16 protein-coding genes are annotated in these 16,030 nt (G+C 40.9%); 4 read left to right on the forward strand and 12 right to left on the reverse strand.

What is annotated here, in order from left to right:
- Nucleotides 1-200: 200 nt before the first annotated feature.
- The 4 genes from LG003_RS05025 to rfaQ form a co-directional block, all read right to left on the reverse strand.
- Nucleotides 201-1,172 carry a polysaccharide deacetylase family protein gene (locus tag LG003_RS05025; protein WP_262980314.1) on the reverse strand — a complete coding sequence of 324 codons (972 nt, stop codon included), beginning with the start codon at nucleotides 1,170-1,172 and terminating at the stop codon, nucleotides 201-203.
- A gap of 267 nt (nucleotides 1,173-1,439) precedes the next feature.
- Nucleotides 1,440-2,543, reverse strand: coding sequence for a glycosyltransferase (locus LG003_RS05030; protein ID WP_112877817.1), 1,104 nt, complete (start codon nucleotides 2,541-2,543; stop codon nucleotides 1,440-1,442).
- Entirely contained in the window at nucleotides 2,540-3,673 is a 1,134-nt protein-coding gene (locus LG003_RS05035) for a glycosyltransferase family 4 protein (RefSeq protein WP_112877818.1), read from the reverse strand. The genes LG003_RS05030 and LG003_RS05035 overlap by 4 nt, the downstream gene beginning before the upstream one ends.
- Nucleotides 3,670-4,734, reverse strand: coding sequence for a putative lipopolysaccharide heptosyltransferase III (gene rfaQ / locus LG003_RS05040; RefSeq protein ID WP_112877819.1), 1,065 nt, complete (start codon nucleotides 4,732-4,734; stop codon nucleotides 3,670-3,672). Before rfaQ ends, LG003_RS05035 begins: the two co-directional genes overlap by 4 nt.
- A gap of 229 nt (nucleotides 4,735-4,963) precedes the next feature.
- Between rfaQ and waaA the strand changes: the two genes are divergently transcribed.
- Genes waaA through coaD form a run of 3 tightly spaced genes read left to right on the forward strand, consistent with a single transcriptional unit; the run spans nucleotide 4,964 to nucleotide 7,497 of the window.
- On the forward strand, nucleotides 4,964-6,241 hold the full coding sequence (waaA, locus tag LG003_RS05045) for a lipid IV(A) 3-deoxy-D-manno-octulosonic acid transferase (RefSeq protein WP_112877820.1): 1,278 nt from the start codon (nucleotides 4,964-4,966) through the stop codon (nucleotides 6,239-6,241).
- A complete protein-coding gene (locus LG003_RS05050) occupies nucleotides 6,242-7,015 on the forward strand; it encodes a glycosyltransferase family 2 protein (RefSeq protein WP_112877821.1) in 774 nt (257 codons plus the stop codon). It abuts the gene before it with no gap.
- The gene (coaD, locus tag LG003_RS05055) at nucleotides 7,015-7,497 is read left to right on the forward strand and encodes a pantetheine-phosphate adenylyltransferase (protein WP_112877822.1); all 483 of its coding nucleotides are present in this window, start codon (nucleotides 7,015-7,017) and stop codon (nucleotides 7,495-7,497) included. The genes LG003_RS05050 and coaD overlap by 1 nt, the downstream gene beginning before the upstream one ends.
- 73 nt (nucleotides 7,498-7,570) lie before the next feature.
- Here the strand turns inward: coaD and mutM are convergent, their stop codons facing one another.
- On the reverse strand, nucleotides 7,571-8,380 hold the full coding sequence (gene mutM / locus LG003_RS05060; protein WP_112877823.1) for a bifunctional DNA-formamidopyrimidine glycosylase/DNA-(apurinic or apyrimidinic site) lyase: 810 nt from the start codon (nucleotides 8,378-8,380) through the stop codon (nucleotides 7,571-7,573).
- A 119-nt stretch (nucleotides 8,381-8,499) separates the two neighbouring features.
- Here mutM and rfaL point away from each other — a divergent pair, with 119 nt between their 5' ends.
- Nucleotides 8,500-9,717 carry an O-antigen ligase RfaL gene (gene rfaL / locus LG003_RS05065; RefSeq protein ID WP_240000782.1) on the forward strand — a complete coding sequence of 406 codons (1,218 nt, stop codon included), beginning with the start codon at nucleotides 8,500-8,502 and terminating at the stop codon, nucleotides 9,715-9,717.
- 33 nt (nucleotides 9,718-9,750) lie between these two features.
- On the opposite strand, the gene LG003_RS05070 is transcribed toward rfaL, so the two are convergent.
- The 7 genes from LG003_RS05070 to radC all read right to left on the reverse strand — a co-directional run bounded on the left by LG003_RS05070 (nucleotide 9,751) and on the right by radC (nucleotide 15,983).
- Nucleotides 9,751-10,926, reverse strand: coding sequence for a glycosyltransferase family 4 protein (locus LG003_RS05070; RefSeq protein WP_112877825.1), 1,176 nt, complete (start codon nucleotides 10,924-10,926; stop codon nucleotides 9,751-9,753).
- Nucleotides 10,907-12,025 carry a glycosyltransferase family 4 protein gene (locus LG003_RS05075; protein WP_112877826.1) on the reverse strand — a complete coding sequence of 373 codons (1,119 nt, stop codon included), beginning with the start codon at nucleotides 12,023-12,025 and terminating at the stop codon, nucleotides 10,907-10,909. Before LG003_RS05075 ends, LG003_RS05070 begins: the two co-directional genes overlap by 20 nt.
- Nucleotides 12,006-13,028: a glycosyltransferase family 9 protein gene (locus tag LG003_RS05080; protein ID WP_262980315.1), complete on the reverse strand. Its 1,023-nt coding sequence runs from the start codon at nucleotides 13,026-13,028 to the stop codon at nucleotides 12,006-12,008. Before LG003_RS05080 ends, LG003_RS05075 begins: the two co-directional genes overlap by 20 nt.
- A gap of 188 nt (nucleotides 13,029-13,216) precedes the next feature.
- Complete coding sequence (locus LG003_RS05085) at nucleotides 13,217-14,338, reverse strand: glycosyltransferase family 4 protein (RefSeq protein WP_112877828.1); 1,122 nt, start codon at nucleotides 14,336-14,338, stop codon at nucleotides 13,217-13,219.
- A 297-nt stretch (nucleotides 14,339-14,635) separates the two neighbouring features.
- Nucleotides 14,636-14,803 (reverse strand): 50S ribosomal protein L33, encoded by a 168-nt coding sequence (gene rpmG / locus LG003_RS05090; protein ID WP_010847629.1) that lies wholly within the window; start codon nucleotides 14,801-14,803, stop codon nucleotides 14,636-14,638.
- 11 nt (nucleotides 14,804-14,814) lie between these two features.
- The gene (gene rpmB, locus LG003_RS05095) at nucleotides 14,815-15,051 is read right to left on the reverse strand and encodes a 50S ribosomal protein L28 (RefSeq protein WP_011148921.1); all 237 of its coding nucleotides are present in this window, start codon (nucleotides 15,049-15,051) and stop codon (nucleotides 14,815-14,817) included.
- A 239-nt stretch (nucleotides 15,052-15,290) separates the two neighbouring features.
- On the reverse strand, nucleotides 15,291-15,983 hold the full coding sequence (gene radC, locus LG003_RS05100; RefSeq protein WP_112877829.1) for a RadC family protein: 693 nt from the start codon (nucleotides 15,981-15,983) through the stop codon (nucleotides 15,291-15,293).
- Between the last annotated feature and the right edge of the window lie 47 nt (nucleotides 15,984-16,030).

Raw genomic sequence — 16,030 nt, forward strand, 5'->3', positions numbered from 1 at the left:
ATTAAATCTGAGGCGTTTCTGGCAGACGCCTATTTCACCCAATTTGGGCAGTATTATCTGCCCAAAATTATACCCGTCATCTTTCAAGTTGCCTCTTTGTTGGCTGCACTCACCCCGGTCACATCGTTATCTATGCTCCCGGGGATTCGTTCCCTTGCCGTCGCGATGCATCTTGAAATCCATAGGGTATAAGTGAATCTCTATTTTATTAATCGTGATGACTTCTTAAATTGATAATATTCAGCCAATGTCATTCCTCGAACCTGTGGCTGTAAGTAGTTAAAGAGTGCCTCCAGATCCTGATAAAGTAATTCAATCTGTTCTTCATTTTTAAATGTCGGGCTACCACCAGGCATAAATTCAGATGAATGCAACATAAATTCAATATAATCACTGCCTTCTGCTAATGTCTGTTGGACAACTTTTTTCATTTGTTCCAAATTGCCCCCTTTTGGTCTTAACCAGTTAACAGATGGAGAACGCTGTTTCCCTCGTAAGCTATCATATTTCTGTTTAAGGAAATTCATCAGCGCAGAGTGCTTATATTGAATACTCATAGGAACTTCCAGCAAAGAAGAGTCACCTTCTTTAGCAATATTCTGCAAATCCACAAAATAGGCATAAGATGGAAAGTGACGATAATCAGTTCCACCGTTGCCATTAGGATCGCCTTTGGTGAAACGCCAATTAACCCGTGGTGTTACTGAACAATCGACTTGATAACCATATTCCACCAGCAATTCAGCATAATATTCATTAAATGCCCAACGACCTGCCCGATGGCTTAACATTTTAATCTGTAGTTTGTCTTCCAATAACTTAGTCATCAGATCAATTTTGGCTCTAACTTGTTCTTTTGGAAATTCAATCAGATAAGGTTTATAATGCATGTCATCGTCGGTAAGAGGAACAAGTGGTGGATTATTCCAGGCATGTAAATGCATACCAATTTCCCCCTGTCCTCTGGCAATAACATCTTTAGCAAATTCAATATATAAATCATCCATTGCCATTTCATAGTTCGTCAACCAAACTGGCTTAAAACCAAAACGTTCACATAAGCGCTGAAATCTTGGTAAATAATGAGTATTTTTTGTCGAGATCTGACCGTGATTTTGCCACAGGTCATCACCCTCAGTATCAATAGTGATAATAAATGCAGGTCGAGTCATCAGAATATGCCCACAATAGAATAAAATGATGGTTTTATAGTACGCAGATCTATGAAATAGTGCAATTATCTTATCATATATATAGCAGTTCTATATCTCATTAAATCCTATATTTCGTATCTAATCTTATCAATAAAAAAACGCTATGAAATGTTAGAACTTTCGGGAAATTGTTTTTTCTTCTATTAAGTTCTCTTAATTTCTGGAACTTTTTTTATCCATTAACTTATCCTAATAACCAAACTTGAAAAGTACATATAACCATTCTTACTTCTTCATTAAGGATAAATATTTTGCCAAAATAATATCTAAATCAAACTTCTTATACATATCCTTGGTAATTACAGGCGGTTCATAATAGACAAACTTCATTTTTTCTGCAAACGAATCAACTGTCAGTTCTGATTTATATTTTTCCAACTCACCAACCATAATTTCATTAACGCCACCTGGGCACATCGTGCTGACAATGGGGGTATCACAAATCAACGATTCAATTAACACATTCCCTAATCCTTCACTGTCAGAACTCAAAACAACCGCTTTAGCTCCACGGATAACAGGTAATGGATTTTCAAGGAATCCCGTTAAAATAACTTTAGACTGTAAGTTTAAATCCACAATCTTCTGCTTTATCTGTTGAGTAATAGCCTCATCTCCGTGGCCAACAATCAATAATTTACATGGAATATCTGCTTTTGCAAACGCTTCTAATAAACGATCATGCCGCTTAACCCGGTGAAATCTACCAACATGTAATAAATAGGTTTCATCCGAATATAGGTTATTTTGCAGAGATTTTTCTTTAATATCTGGGATGTTGAAAGGGTTATAAATCGTCACTATTTCATTAGGCGTAAGTAACAAATTATTCTTTAAATCTTTCCCTACAGCATCAGATACACAAATTAAATTCCGGTTATTATATGTCCACTTGATTTTTTGTTTCTTGATCCAGCGAGATAATCCCGTCTTATTACCAAGATATGAGTTTGAAAATACGCCATGAATACAAAACCATACATTTAACCCCGCTAACACTTTTGATTGCACGACAATACGATCAGTTTTATGCAAGTTTGAGACAATCAGCGTAGGGATTCCCTTGCGAAGAAAAACTTTTTCTAAAACCTTATCCATAGATTTAGCCCTACGGCAAATCTCAGTCTGTCTTCTAAAAGGCCCTCTGTATCCATCAACATCAATGATCAGTTCAATACCACTCGGTACTGAATATTCACATTTCTCTGCCAAAGAGAGCAGCGTAACATCATATCCTCTCTGTTGCAGGCCATCACAAAGCCGGATAGTGACATTTTCCGCACCGCCGCCAGGTAATCCATCAATGATAAATAATATATGTCCTTTCATGATGATGAGAGCACCTTTTCGTATAATCCAATGAGCTGTTGTGATAAATGTTCCGGTGTATAACAGAGTATTCCTGTTCTCGCTAATTCTGACATTTTATTATTCAAATGATCCGAAGGCGTATTCTGAATAGCTTCCGTAATATCTGAAACAGCCAAAGCATCACATACAAACCCGTTATTCCCAGAGGTAATAAATTCAGCACCACCACATGTCGTACTGGTTATTACCGGAAGCCCGCAAGCCATTGCCTCCAGTATCACATTTGGAAACGGATCATATAAGGTCGGTAGCAACAAACCATCTGCAAGCTGATAAAAAGGCAATGTCCTTTTCTGGACTCCCATAAACCTAATGCGCTCATTACATCCCAGTGAATTAGCTAACTGCTTATATTTCTTCTCTTCTTTATCCTGCCCCACAACTATTAAATAAGCATCAGTTGCACTCACTGCCTGAATCGCGGCTTTTAATCCCTTTCGCTCAAACCCCGAACCAACATAAATTAAACATTTAGCCTGCAAGGGAAGGTTATGCTCTTTCCTTAATTGTGTTCTCTGAGATTCCGTTGCCGGGAAAAATTGTTTATTGTCTATCGAATTATAAATAACCGATATTTTTTCCTCAGAAAGCCCAAAATCCGTCATGACCTCCCTTTTTACCATTTCCGAGTTACAAATAACCATTTTTAATTCCGGTGCAGAATACATCTTTTGCTCAGCATCCATCACATAACGATGGTAACGACTCGTAAAAAGTAATTTGCTCCGCCAAGGAGATAAAACACGCGCACGCTGCTGTAGCCAGCGCTGATGAACACCGTCACCCGCACGATAAATATCACAACCGGCAATGCGTTCATGACTTTGAACAAGATCAAATTGCTCTTGTTCCCATATTGTTTTGGCAGCTTTGGCAAATCCTCTCTCACGGCTGATGCGCCCCCATTTATGAGGATTTGCTAAATGAACATGCCAATCAGGATTAACGTCTCCCTGCCAGGAACGCGTAATAACGTTAAGCTCCAAATTTTCATTCCCTAAAGCCTCTAAGGCACGGGAGACAAAACGTTCTGCACCACCATCCGGACGATATTTCTGCCGAACAATCGCAAGACGTACTAATTTCATAATAAATTTCTCCGGGCGGCAGCAATAACCATCTCACTGGGAATGACATTCAGATAACGTATATCCGTTTTAGTATCAACATCATCAGGATCAGGTAAATCACCATAATCACCAGCCCAAATAACTTCACCTTTCGCTTCCCACGGACGCCAGAATACTAACTTTGATGGCCCAAATAAAGCGATACCCGGTGTTTTTAACGCAGCTGCCATATGCATAGCAACAGAATCCATCCCGATGAATAAATTGGCCCCATCAATCAGCGCTGCAAGTTGAGGCAAAGTTAATTGGCCGGCAAAAGAAATCACTCTCTCTTTTGGGCAATTTGATAAAATCTTCTCTACCATCTCTTCCTCCTTACGATCTGGCCCGGAGGTAACAACGATTGCCCAACCATCAGACTGCAATGCATTAATCGTTTCGCTCATCTTTTTTTCATCCCAACATTTAAAAAACCAGCGGGATGTTGGCTGCACAACAATATATTTTTGATCTACACCATGCTTATCAAGAAGCATCAAAACAGCCTCTTTATCCTGCTGGCGGTAACTCATCGTCACTGTAGTGTTGATTAACGGAAGATTTAACAGCGAAAGAGCTGACAAATTTTGCTCAACAATATGCAAAAACTGACTATGCTCTGTCAGCACAAGATTTGTGAAACATTTTTTCCAAAATAGGCTGCGTCGTTTTGCTAAATCAAACCCAATACGCACTTTTGCGCCAGTAAATCGGGTCAAAAATGCACTATACCATTGATCAGTAAGATTAATAACTAGGTCGTATTGACGATGCCTTAATCGTTTAAGCAATCTCCATTCATGACCCAAATGTGTTTTAATTCCCTGTTTCTTCCATTGTCTATCTATAGAAAATAGATTAGCCACAGCAGAAAAATCAGCCAATATTGGTTCGGTTTCTTTGTAGAGTAAAACATCAATTTCCACCGCTGGATAATTATCCTTAAGGGTATTAATAACTGGTGTAATTAATAATACATCACCATGATGTCGTAACTTTATTATTAGAATACGGTCAAATTGAGTGTGTAATTTACTCATTGCATTCCCAGTATAAAGATACAGATAAAAGAGAAAACTGCCGCAACCATGTGCAGAAGCTGCAAAAAATCCACTCTACCTTCACATATAATAGAAGCACGATCTTACGCAAAAACCCTAATTTACCTCTCCAATTCTGTTCAGATCCTAGAAGCCATACGCATTTTCATACTTTCTTTGAAGCAATGTGATACTATTGACACTAATTTATATAAGTGAATTTGATAGAATGTTACTGCGTTTATATCAGGTACTTCTCTACCTTATCCAACCTCTGATTTGGTTGCGTTTATTGCTCCGCAGCCGCCAAGCCCCTGCTTACCGTCAGCGCTGGGGTGAACGCTACGGTTTCTGTGCCGGTAAAGTTGCCGCTGGAGGCATCCTGCTCCATTCTGTTTCCGTTGGTGAAACGTTGGCCGCCATCCCTTTAGTCAGAGCCTTGCGCCATCACTATCCTTTTTTACCGATTACCGTGACAACGATGACGCCAACGGGTTCAGAAAGAGTGCTTTCTGCTCTGGGAAATGATGTTCATCACGTCTATTTGCCATACGATCTCCCCGGTTCTATGGAGCGCTTTCTCAATCAAGTTAATCCAAAGTTAGTCATTATTATGGAAACAGAACTTTGGCCTAATCTGATTTTCCAACTTCACCAACGTAACATTCCTCTGGTCATTGCTAATGCCCGTTTGTCTGCACGTTCCGCTGAGGGATATCAAAAAGTAGGGAATTTCATAAAAACAATTTTGCGCAGCATTACCTTAATTGCCGCTCAGAATCCGGAAGATGGTGAACGTTTTGTTGAGCTGGGTCTAAAACGCTCTCAACTGACTATCACTGGCAGTTTGAAATTCGATATCTCAGTAACACCTGAATTGGCAGCCAAAGCAGTGACATTACGGCGCCAATGGGCTGCTCGCCGTCCTGTCTGGATAGCCACCAGCACCCATGATGGAGAAGAGAGTATTATGCTAGATGCTCATTGCAAGTTACTGAAACAATGTCCAAGCCTGCTGCTGATCCTAGTACCACGCCACCCTGAACGTTTTATTAAAGCTGAAGAATTAACAAAGAAAGCCGGACTCAGCTATATTCTTCGCAGTTCTGATAAAATCCCTGACGCCAATATTCAGGTAGTTATCGGCAATACGATGGGAGAACTGATGCTGCTCTATGGTATTGCCGATCTGGCTTTTGTTGGTGGCAGCCTGGTTGAGCGTGGCGGCCACAACCCGCTAGAAGCGGCAGCCCATGCTATTCCGGTGCTGATGGGTCCTCATACCTTTAACTTTAAGGATATCTGCACCAAGCTGAATCAGGCTAATGGTCTGATTACCGTTACGGACAGCCACTCTTTATTCACCGAGATCAATAGTTTACTGACTGACGAAGATTATCGTCTGTATTATGGTCGCCACGCAGCAGAAGTACTGCATGAAAATCAGGGGGCTCTTCAACGTCTACTTAAACTGCTGGAACCCTATCTCCCACCTCGGAGCCACTGAATGAGTGACAAAAAACGTCTTTCCGTTGTCATGATCGCTAAGAATTCAGCGGATCTGATAGCAGATTGTCTGACCTCAGTCCGTTGGGCTGATGAAATCATCGTACTCGATTCTGGTAGTTCAGACGATACCTGCCAAATAGCACAGGCAATGGGTGCAAAAGTATTCTCCAATACTCACTGGCCGGGATTTGGTCGTCAGCGTCAGCTAGCTCAGCAATACGCTTCTGGCGATTATATTTTTATGATCGATACTGATGAACGCGTAACATCAGAACTCAGAGCATCCATAGAACAGACTCTGGCACATATTGATAACAATAAAGTCTACAGTTGTGCCCGCCGTAACTTGTTCCTTGACCGCTTTATGAAACACAGCGGCTGGTACCCAGATAGGGTCATTCGTCTCTACGCCCGTGATCGTTATCAATACAATGATAATCAAGTTCATGAATCCCTTGAAACTCATGGCGCTCCAGTCGTTATTTTGCAAGGGGATTTACTTCATCTTACTTGCCGTGATTTGATGGAATTTCAGAGAAAACAGCTAAATTATGCTAAAGCCTGGGCAGAACAGCGCTATGAACAAGGTAAACAGTGCGGTTATTTCTCAATTTTCAGTCACACTTTTGGGGCTTTTTTTAAAACCTGGCTGTTGCGAGCTGGCTTTCTTGATGGTAAACAAGGGTTAGTATTGGCTATTGTCAATGCTCAATATACGTTTAATAAGTACGTCGCATTGTGGGAAAAGAGACAACAAAAGGGTAAAAATTGATGAAAACCAAAGCCATTTATCCCGGAACATTTGATCCTGTTACCTACGGTCATATCGATATCGTCACCCGCGCCGCAGATATGTTTGACCATGTTCTATTTGCTATTGCCAACAGTGCCAGAAAGAATCCTATGTTTACTCTGGATGAGCGCATTACCCTGGCAAAAGAGGTGACCTCACATTTGGATAATGTAGAGGTGGTAGGTTTTTGTGAATTGATGGCTAATTTCGCCAAAAAACAGCAAGCCAATATCCTTATCCGTGGCCTTCGTTCAGTATCTGATTTTGAGTATGAATGGCAGCTTGCCAATATGAACCGCCACTTTATGCCAGAATTAGAGAGCGTTTTTCTGCTGCCATCACAAAATCTCTCGTTTATCTCTTCATCCTTGATTAAAGATGTCGCTCTCCACGATGGCGATATCTCATCATTCCTGCCAGAACCTGTCGCCCAAGCCATGCTAAAAAAACTGGGCAAGTAATTTACTCCGTTCACTGGAGGCGGCACAAAGTAGAATATTCCCTATGCAACGCCTCCTAACTATCCGATATCAACTAATACTGACAGTGACGGCAAAAGAAAGTACCGCGCTGCCCAAGCTTAATACTCTCTATTTTTTCACCACAAATTCGGCATGGTTCTCCTGCTCTGCCATAAACAAACAATTCCTGAGCAAAATAGCCCGGTTTACCATCAGATTGCAGGAAATCTCTGAGTGTCGTACCACCCCGCTCAATAGAGCGTTGTAGAACCGTCTTAATCGTTTCCGCCAGTAAATTAGCTTCACGCTCAGTTAAAGTATGCGCGGGACGATCTGGCTGAATATGGGCAGTAAACAACGCTTCATTTGCATAGATATTACCAACGCCAACAACCAGTTTGTTATCCATTAGCCAAGGTTTAATCAAGGTTTTTTTATTACTTGATCGGGTGTAGAGATAAGAACCATTAAAATCATCAGAAAGTGGCTCAGGCCCTAAATGAGCCAATACCGAGCACCGCTCAAGATCATCACTCCATAACCACGCACCAAATCGTCTGGGATCGGTATAACGCAAAACCTTACCATCTGCCATCACTAAATCCACATGATCGTGTTTCTCCGCAGGGCGTTCCTCTGGCAAGATACGCAAGCTGCCCGACATCCCCAAATGGACAATAATCCAACCACTTGCCAGTTCAATCAGCAAATATTTGGCCCGGCGTTGAATGCTAAGCACAAGCTGGTCACTCAACTTCATAATTTCTTCCGCCACCGGCCAACGTAACCGACCATTCCTGACTACCGCATACTGGATCACATTCCCTACCAGATGTGGCTCTATTCCCCTCCGGCTGGTTTCTACTTCTGGTAGTTCTGGCATGGTGATAACTCCTAACTATGTATATTGCTTAAACTCTATTGCATCTGAGCAGATTAAGATAATCTTTTCATGTATTATTTCCAACTAAACTCAACAGAAATGAAAGCAGATTGATGAATATGTTTAATATTAAAAGTCATGATAAAAGGTCATTATGGAATTTATCCATCATTGGGATTTATATAGCCCTTGTTTATCTACCTGATATAACGAGATATAAAAATCTGGTTATCGTGCTTATTGGCATTACAGCACTAACCTACCTAGTGACAGATTTTCGTCAAGTGATGCGCTCCATGCGTAATTCACTGTTTCTATCCATTCTATTATTCATCGTAGCAATGTTCTATTCAGTAGCAATTTCCGTCAATCCTGCATTGAGTTTTCAAGAGATGAATAAACCTATCTTAAATGGGCTATTATTGTTCAGTTTTACTTTTCCTGTGGTACTGTACAAAGAAAATAAAGAAAGTATTGCCAAGATGATTCTGTACTCATTTGCCATTGGTATGCTAGCAATATGCCTAACTGATATTGGCAAATACATTATTAACTACAATAAAGGTGAAATGCCTTTTACTAACTTCAACCACCGAGAATTTTCTTACGGTTTTATTTTCTATTTTCCGGTCTTACTTTGTACTTGGGCATTGTGGAAGAAACATACCTTAGTGAGTTGGCTGATACTGGCTGTTGCTTCCGCTATCAGTCTGTTTTTGTTATTAGGTACCTTAGCTCGTGGCGCTTGGGTCGCCATTGCCGTCATCACTGCTTTTATCATCATCATTAATCGGGAATGGAAGCTGACCATAATAGCGAGTTTAATCCTTAGTTTTTCAGTTGTGCTTTCTCACACTACGATAATAACTAATGAAAATACTCAATTATTATTTTGGAAACTTACTCAAACTGATAGCAGCCATCGTTATAAAAATGGCACACAAGGGACTGCTTTTGAGTTGATTCTAGAGAACCCGATTAAAGGCTACGGTTATGGCAATAAAGTCTATCATAAGGTCTACAATGAACGAGTTGCTGACTATCCAGACTGGATATATCGCACATCCATCGGCCCCCACAATATCTTTCTGGCACTCTGGTTTGCCGGTGGAATCATTGGTTTGATTACCACTTTACTGATGACCTTCTCAGCGCTGTACACAAGTAGCCATATTATTAGCCGTAACAATGGTGTAATAAAGCAGGCCAGTATTATTCTACTGACGGGATTTATCGGATTGTTTATTGTCCGAGGAGCCTTTGAAAATACCTATATCAATGAAATAGGTATTCTATTCGGCCTGATGATTGCTCTATATCAGCAGAAAAACGATTAACCAGATATCTCAGCTATATTATCAAACCGATTATTATGCAGAAATATCCTTTGATATTGTCTGCATAATAAGCTTTGCTCTCTGCTCCCAATTAAAACGCTCTATCACCAACATTTTTGCATAACTAACTTGTGACTTAACTTTTTCTGGATTATCCCTCAGTAACTGAATCTGTTGAGCAAAACTTTCTGCATTCTCACTGTCAGCAAAACTGACCGCATTTTCATCAGCCACATCACGAATAGAAAGAAAATCAGAGATAACCACAGGCTTATCCATCGCCATATATTCAAATAATTTTAGTGGCGAAGTATAGCGACTGCCAATGCTGGTTTTAGTTAATGGCAACAGACAAATATCATTATCTGCAATTATCTGAAAACGTAATTTAGGTTGAATAAACCCAAGAAAATTGATTTTATCGCCAACCCCCATTTGCTGAGCAATCTGCCGCAATTGCTGAATTTGCCCTGGTTCACCACCAGCAATATTCAATACTGCATTCTCAAGATAAGCCATCGCTTTGATCGCCGTTGGAACACCTTTCCAACGATGCAAGCTGCCCAAATAAAGGATCTGAGTTGGTAATTCACCGTCGCCTGATACACGTTTATCTAATGACATCGACTCGACTGCCAACATGTCCACACCATCTGGCGCAATAACTATTAGCGTGCTGACATTATATTCACTAATAATATCATCACTGAGTAACGACGTCAGAACGAAAATAATCCTGGACTGACGATAAACAAAGTGTTCAATTTCTCTCAGCTTCTGATATTTACGCTGATTTTTATTTTCACTTAAATCATGCGATTCTTTAAATGATTGGGCAAAAATCTCATGACTTTCAAAAAATAGCGGAATTTCTGGATGTTCACACAATAAATACTTTGCCATTTTCAGATTACGGGTAAAAACGGCATCTACCCCATTTCTCTTCAACCAATGGGAAACCTGGAAATAGAACATTTTTTGGGTATTGAATGGAAAATACCATTTACGCCGGATATTGCGTAAAGATATCAGTCTAACTGATGGTGATAATGGGCGCCCCAAGATCTCTTCTGCGGTATTTTTACCTTCAGGCGTAACCAGATATACGCAGGCTCCTTGGCGAGCAAACGCATCAACATTCTGCAAAATTTGCAATGATGCTACCCGATAATCAGGAACCGGGTAGGGATCAATATAAGCAATCTTCATTATTTATCGCTTTCAGTAAACGATTTGCCGAATGCTCCCAGGTATACATTGTTTCAATCCGTTGACGAGCTGCTTTTCCCATTTTTTGCCCCCTGTCTGGTTGAGACAATAAAAAATTAACCGCATCGGCAATTGCTGAAGCATCGCCTGGCGTGACTAAAATACCCGAATTATTTTCGTTACCGACAACTTCAGGTATGCCTCCAATATAACTAGCAATCACCGGTCTGCCACACGCCATCGCTTCCGCAATTGTGATACCAAACGCTTCATCACCAATACTGGGGAAAATCCCGGCATCACCAGCAGCATAATATTCAGGCAACTGATCATGTCCTACCGGTGGATGGAAAATTATCTGTTTTTCCAGCCGTAATAGCGCAACCCGCTTTTCTAAGCGTTTCAGATCTTCACCTGACCCGATGATCAGCAATTTAACATCTTTATCCTGTAGCTGAGCCATTGCATCAATAGCAACATGCATGCCTTTCCAGCCAACCAACCTGCCGGCAAAGGTCAGCAAAAATGTTTTATCACTGATCCCAAGACGAGTTCTGACAGAAGAGTCTATCGGCCTGAATTTATTAATATCAACACCATTGTAAACCACCTTCGGGAATTGTTTAAAATGGTGCTGAATCTGCCAGGCATTAAAATGGCTGCATGCCACCCAAGCTGAAATTCGCTTACTCAGCTTTCTGTCACCCTTGAAAAAACTGGTGCCGCCGCTCATATAGCAAAATTTAGTACGGCTCTCTTTTGGCATCATTCGAGGCCAGAAAAAATCAAATGGCTTAGTCAGAATAACCCAGTCAAAATCCTCAGTAACAACTGTATCGCGAGCATGGCGAGCAAATGAGTAACGTTCAATAATACGTTGAAAACGTCGACCAATGTTAATGACTTTCTCCCTGGGAATAAATGGAAAAGTGTGAACCTGGATTGCTCTCCCATTGAGTTCTGGTTGAACATCACCCTTTCCACCAAAAATATGGATCTCATGACCGGCATCAGCCAACGCTTTCGCAAGTTCCCAGACTGCCGTCTGAATACCACCGTAAGACATAGTTACCGTGACATCAACCAAACCTATTTTCATCTTTTCTTCCTGACAACTTAGTTTCTAGTAACTTTTGCGTTGCCTGCCAGACTTGTTCAACAGATATTGCAGACATCGAGTCTTTGCGTGTGGCTTGCATATAGTGAACCGGATGTTCAATAACCACCAAATGCGAATGCTGTTGAGGTGCCAAAAAGCGGCCTGGGTGGAAACTATGATACATAGCAACCATCGGGATACCTAATGCGCCGGCTAAGTGTGTCGGCCCTGTATCAACACCAATGTACAAATCAAGTTGACTCATTATTGCTGCATTCTGTCGCATTGTCAGTCTACCAACCAATGAAGTACACTTTTCAGCCCCTAACCTTTTTGCCAGTGACTGTGCAGCAATTTTACCGTCAACACTGCCTAATAACATAATATGTGACTGGGGATAACGGCTACAAATGTGTTGCGCTAATTGGTAAAAATGTTCAATCGGCCAATCACGATAAGCTTTTGCCGGGAAACTTTGTAACTGAAAACCAATCAGGAGCTTGTTCTCTAAATGATATTGCCGTATAAAACCACCAGCAAAGTGTAACTCCTTTTCACTCACACAATAATTCAACCGCCAGTCATTGACCTCAACATCTACCGCGCTAGCAAGCATGGCCCGTTCCTGTTGAGCTGGCATCAACACCTTTGGCTTTTCCACAGCCAGCCAATCAGATCGCAACGCGGACTTATCTGAAAATGAAACCGTTAAGCGTGATTTACGTTTCGCATACTGCAATAAAGGTTTATCGTCACTATATACTAAAGCCAGATCATAATGTTTACGGGTAAACCAACCACACCATTTTGCCTTACCTTTCGAAAAAGCAGTCAATTTATTGATATCACTTGTATTTTCAAGGATCTGTTTAGTCCTTTTATGAGCCATAACATCAATATTCGCATTAGGCCATTTCTGCTTTAAAGCACGGATCACCGGCGTTACCAGTAAGGTATCACCGAAACGTGCTATAACAATGACCAGAATATTCTTGGTCTGCATAAGACAATTATCTAATTAATCTGCCATAAGATTCAACAAAATATACAAAAAAACCATTTTGTATACGATTGACCACAACAAGGTGATTTAACTAATAATCAACTTTAAAGTAATTTAATATCAATAAGTTGAACATTACCTAAAACCATAAGCCAAAGAATAAGGACCAGAATAAATCCTAAATAATGTTAACGTTTTTTACCTTTAATGCTGTGAAAAAAGATATTTTCCATTTTATCCAACATATTATCCATGCCAAATAAAGCCATTGCACGCTCTAATGAAGAATGACTGAATTGCAAACGCAATTCATTATTATGAATCAACAACTCTAAACTTTTCGTCAATAACTCTGTATTTCTGGGTTCCACGATATAACCCGTTTCACCATCAACTACCGCTTCGGTAATTGCACCAACGGAGGTTGATACAACAGGTATCCCACACGCCATTGCTTGCATAATGCCTTGTGGCACGCCTTCATTACCAAAAGAAGGTAATGCAAATAAATCCATCGCATTCAAACAATCAGGAACATCCTGACGGTTACCTAAAAAAATGACACTGTTTGACAAACCTTCTCGCTTTACTAAAGGTTCCAATGATTTACGTTGTGGACCATCACCAACAAACAACAGTTGCCAATCAGGATATTTCTGGTGCAGAACTTTCCAGCTTTCCAACAGATAGCGATGCCCTTTCCAGGTTCTCATGGTCGCAACAACACCTAATGTCGGTCTATCTTGAATCCCAATCCGTTGACGGCAAACTTTCTTATCTTCCGGTCGGAAACGATCTAAATCGATGCCGGTAGGCACTGATGTCATATGCTGTAATGGATAACGATTATTGGCATGCAGATGTTGGCGTAGTTTCTCACCTGTAGTCGCAATATGCCGGCACGCTTTCAGATACAACCAACGAGTTGATATTGAATTAGAAACATGAGTAGAAACATGCCTGGTTCTAACCATTGGCGGCATATGCCTTAACGTTGCACAAGCCACAGCAACCAACCATGCATCCGTCGAGCTATGTGTATTAATAACGTCAAATTGACGGCCTTCTTTTTTCAACCAACGACGCATAGCAAGAAAGCAGGACAGCCGCTTTTTTTCAATCGGCAGGGCTACGGCCGGCACACCATAAGATTTTGCTTCACGGTAGATATTAGAACTAGGACAACAGACAATAACCACCTTGTGTCCACGTTTTATCATTCCTTGGGATTCCGTCAGGATTCGGATCTCCTGACCACCCCAACCACAAGATGATTCTGTATGTAAAATATTTAATTTTTCTTTAGTCATTTCGGTTTCATATCCAGCCTACCGGAAGGCGTTAGTATAGCGAAACAGTATCTTACGTCTACGAATAACAGGATATATACCCGTCATCTTTCAAGTTGCCTCTTTGTTGGCTGCACTCGCTCACCCCGGTCACATAGTTTGCTATGCTCCCGGGGATTCACTCCCTTGCCGTCGCGATGCATCTTGAAATCAATAGGGTATATATGAAATGTAGAGAAGAATCAGTGAATATCTGTTAAAACTCTTCAGACAACAAAAAACCCAGCCTAGGCCGGGTTTTTATCAAATCAACCAAAATTATTTAATCTTGGCTTCTTTATACATAACATGCTGACGAACAACTGGATCAAATTTTTTCATTTCCAGTTTCTCAGGCATAGTACGCTTGTTCTTCGTAGTGGTATAGAAGTGACCAGTACCAGCCGAAGAAACTAGCTTAATTTTATCGCGAATACCTTTAGCCATTTTTCAGCTCCTTAGTACTTCTCACCGCGGGTACGAAGCTCAGCCAAAACTGCATCGATACCCTTCTTATCAATCACACGCATACCTTTAACAGATACACGCAGAGTCACAAAACGCTTCTCGGACTCAACCCAGAAACGGTGGGAATGCAGGTTAGGCAGAAAACGACGCTTAGTCGCATTCAATGCATGAGAGCGGTTGTTACCACTCATCGGGCGTTTGCCAGTAACTTGGCAGACTCGGGACATGTCTATTCTCCAAAAATCAAATCAGCTCGAGCTTTGTATTGGGTATGGCCGCCTCGTCAGGCTTAGGAGCCCATCTCAGCAAATTCCACTGAAAAGACTCACATTTACTCAGAAAATGTGCTGAGATAGGCTCTTCTCGCCAAACCAAAGATCCTCAAAGGTGGCGTAGTATACGCCCTCAATCGCTGACGCTCAAGTCCCGCACAACCAAAGATCCATAAGGATCTTGAAAAAGTTAGCTAAATCCATCCTCGCTCAGCAAATGAAACACAACATTGCCGGCCAATAACCAGATGATCCAGCACTTTTACACCAACCAAATTACAGGCATCAATCACTTTATCTGTAACAATCTTATCTGCCAAACTTGGCTCCGCATGACCTGATGGATGATTATGGGCCAAAATAATGGATGAAGCATTCACCTTTATCGCCGATCGGACAATTTCACGAGGATGAACTTCAACTTTATTGATTGTGCCTTTAAACATTTCCTCATGACAGATGACTCTATTTTGATTATTGAGAAACAACACAACAAATATTTCCCTATCACGCCCTGATAATAGGTTTTGCAAATACTCTTGAGTCACACTTGGACTACTCATAATATCTTCATGTACGAACTGGCTGGAAAAAAAACGCTTTGCCAATTCTGCAATAGCCTGTAATTGTGCATATTTGGCTAATCCCATCCCTTTATGAGCACAAAAAGTGTCATAGTCAGCAGAGAGTAAATGGTACAGAGACCCAAATTCTTTTAGTAGAAATTCAGCCATTCGTAAAACAGGCAATCCTCTGGTTCCGGTACGTAAAAAAATAGCCAGTAACTCAGCATCTGTCAGAGAAACCGAGCCATAAGCCAACAATTTTTCTCTGGGAGCTAAATTTGAATATATTTCTCCTGTATTTTCAGCGATATCAACTTCCATATATTCATCTCCCTGCCCTATTTCACCTGATACAAACAGTATTCCAT

Origin of the sequence: Photorhabdus kleinii, assembly GCF_025384885.1 — a bacterium.
GTDB lineage: Bacteria > Pseudomonadota > Gammaproteobacteria > Enterobacterales > Enterobacteriaceae > Photorhabdus > Photorhabdus kayaii.

Coding starts and splice junctions, on each gene's coding strand:
- LG003_RS05025 (WP_262980314.1), bottom strand. CDS start 1,172: ATGACTCGACCTGCATTTATTATCACTATTGATACTGAGGGTGATGAC.
- LG003_RS05030 (WP_112877817.1), bottom strand. CDS start 2,543: ATGAAAGGACATATATTATTTATCATTGATGGATTACCTGGCGGCGGT.
- LG003_RS05035 (WP_112877818.1), bottom strand. CDS start 3,673: ATGAAATTAGTACGTCTTGCGATTGTTCGGCAGAAATATCGTCCGGAT.
- rfaQ (WP_112877819.1), bottom strand. CDS start 4,734: ATGAGTAAATTACACACTCAATTTGACCGTATTCTAATAATAAAGTTA.
- waaA (WP_112877820.1), top strand. CDS start 4,964: ATGTTACTGCGTTTATATCAGGTACTTCTCTACCTTATCCAACCTCTG.
- LG003_RS05050 (WP_112877821.1), top strand. CDS start 6,242: ATGAGTGACAAAAAACGTCTTTCCGTTGTCATGATCGCTAAGAATTCA.
- coaD (WP_112877822.1), top strand. CDS start 7,015: ATGAAAACCAAAGCCATTTATCCCGGAACATTTGATCCTGTTACCTAC.
- mutM (WP_112877823.1), bottom strand. CDS start 8,380: ATGCCAGAACTACCAGAAGTAGAAACCAGCCGGAGGGGAATAGAGCCA.
- rfaL (WP_240000782.1), top strand. CDS start 8,500: ATGTTTAATATTAAAAGTCATGATAAAAGGTCATTATGGAATTTATCC.
- LG003_RS05070 (WP_112877825.1), bottom strand. CDS start 10,926: ATGAAGATTGCTTATATTGATCCCTACCCGGTTCCTGATTATCGGGTA.
- LG003_RS05075 (WP_112877826.1), bottom strand. CDS start 12,025: ATGAAAATAGGTTTGGTTGATGTCACGGTAACTATGTCTTACGGTGGT.
- LG003_RS05080 (WP_262980315.1), bottom strand. CDS start 13,028: ATGCAGACCAAGAATATTCTGGTCATTGTTATAGCACGTTTCGGTGAT.
- LG003_RS05085 (WP_112877828.1), bottom strand. CDS start 14,338: ATGACTAAAGAAAAATTAAATATTTTACATACAGAATCATCTTGTGGT.
- rpmG (WP_010847629.1), bottom strand. CDS start 14,803: ATGGCTAAAGGTATTCGCGATAAAATTAAGCTAGTTTCTTCGGCTGGT.
- rpmB (WP_011148921.1), bottom strand. CDS start 15,051: ATGTCCCGAGTCTGCCAAGTTACTGGCAAACGCCCGATGAGTGGTAAC.
- radC (WP_112877829.1), bottom strand. CDS start 15,983: ATGGAAGTTGATATCGCTGAAAATACAGGAGAAATATATTCAAATTTA.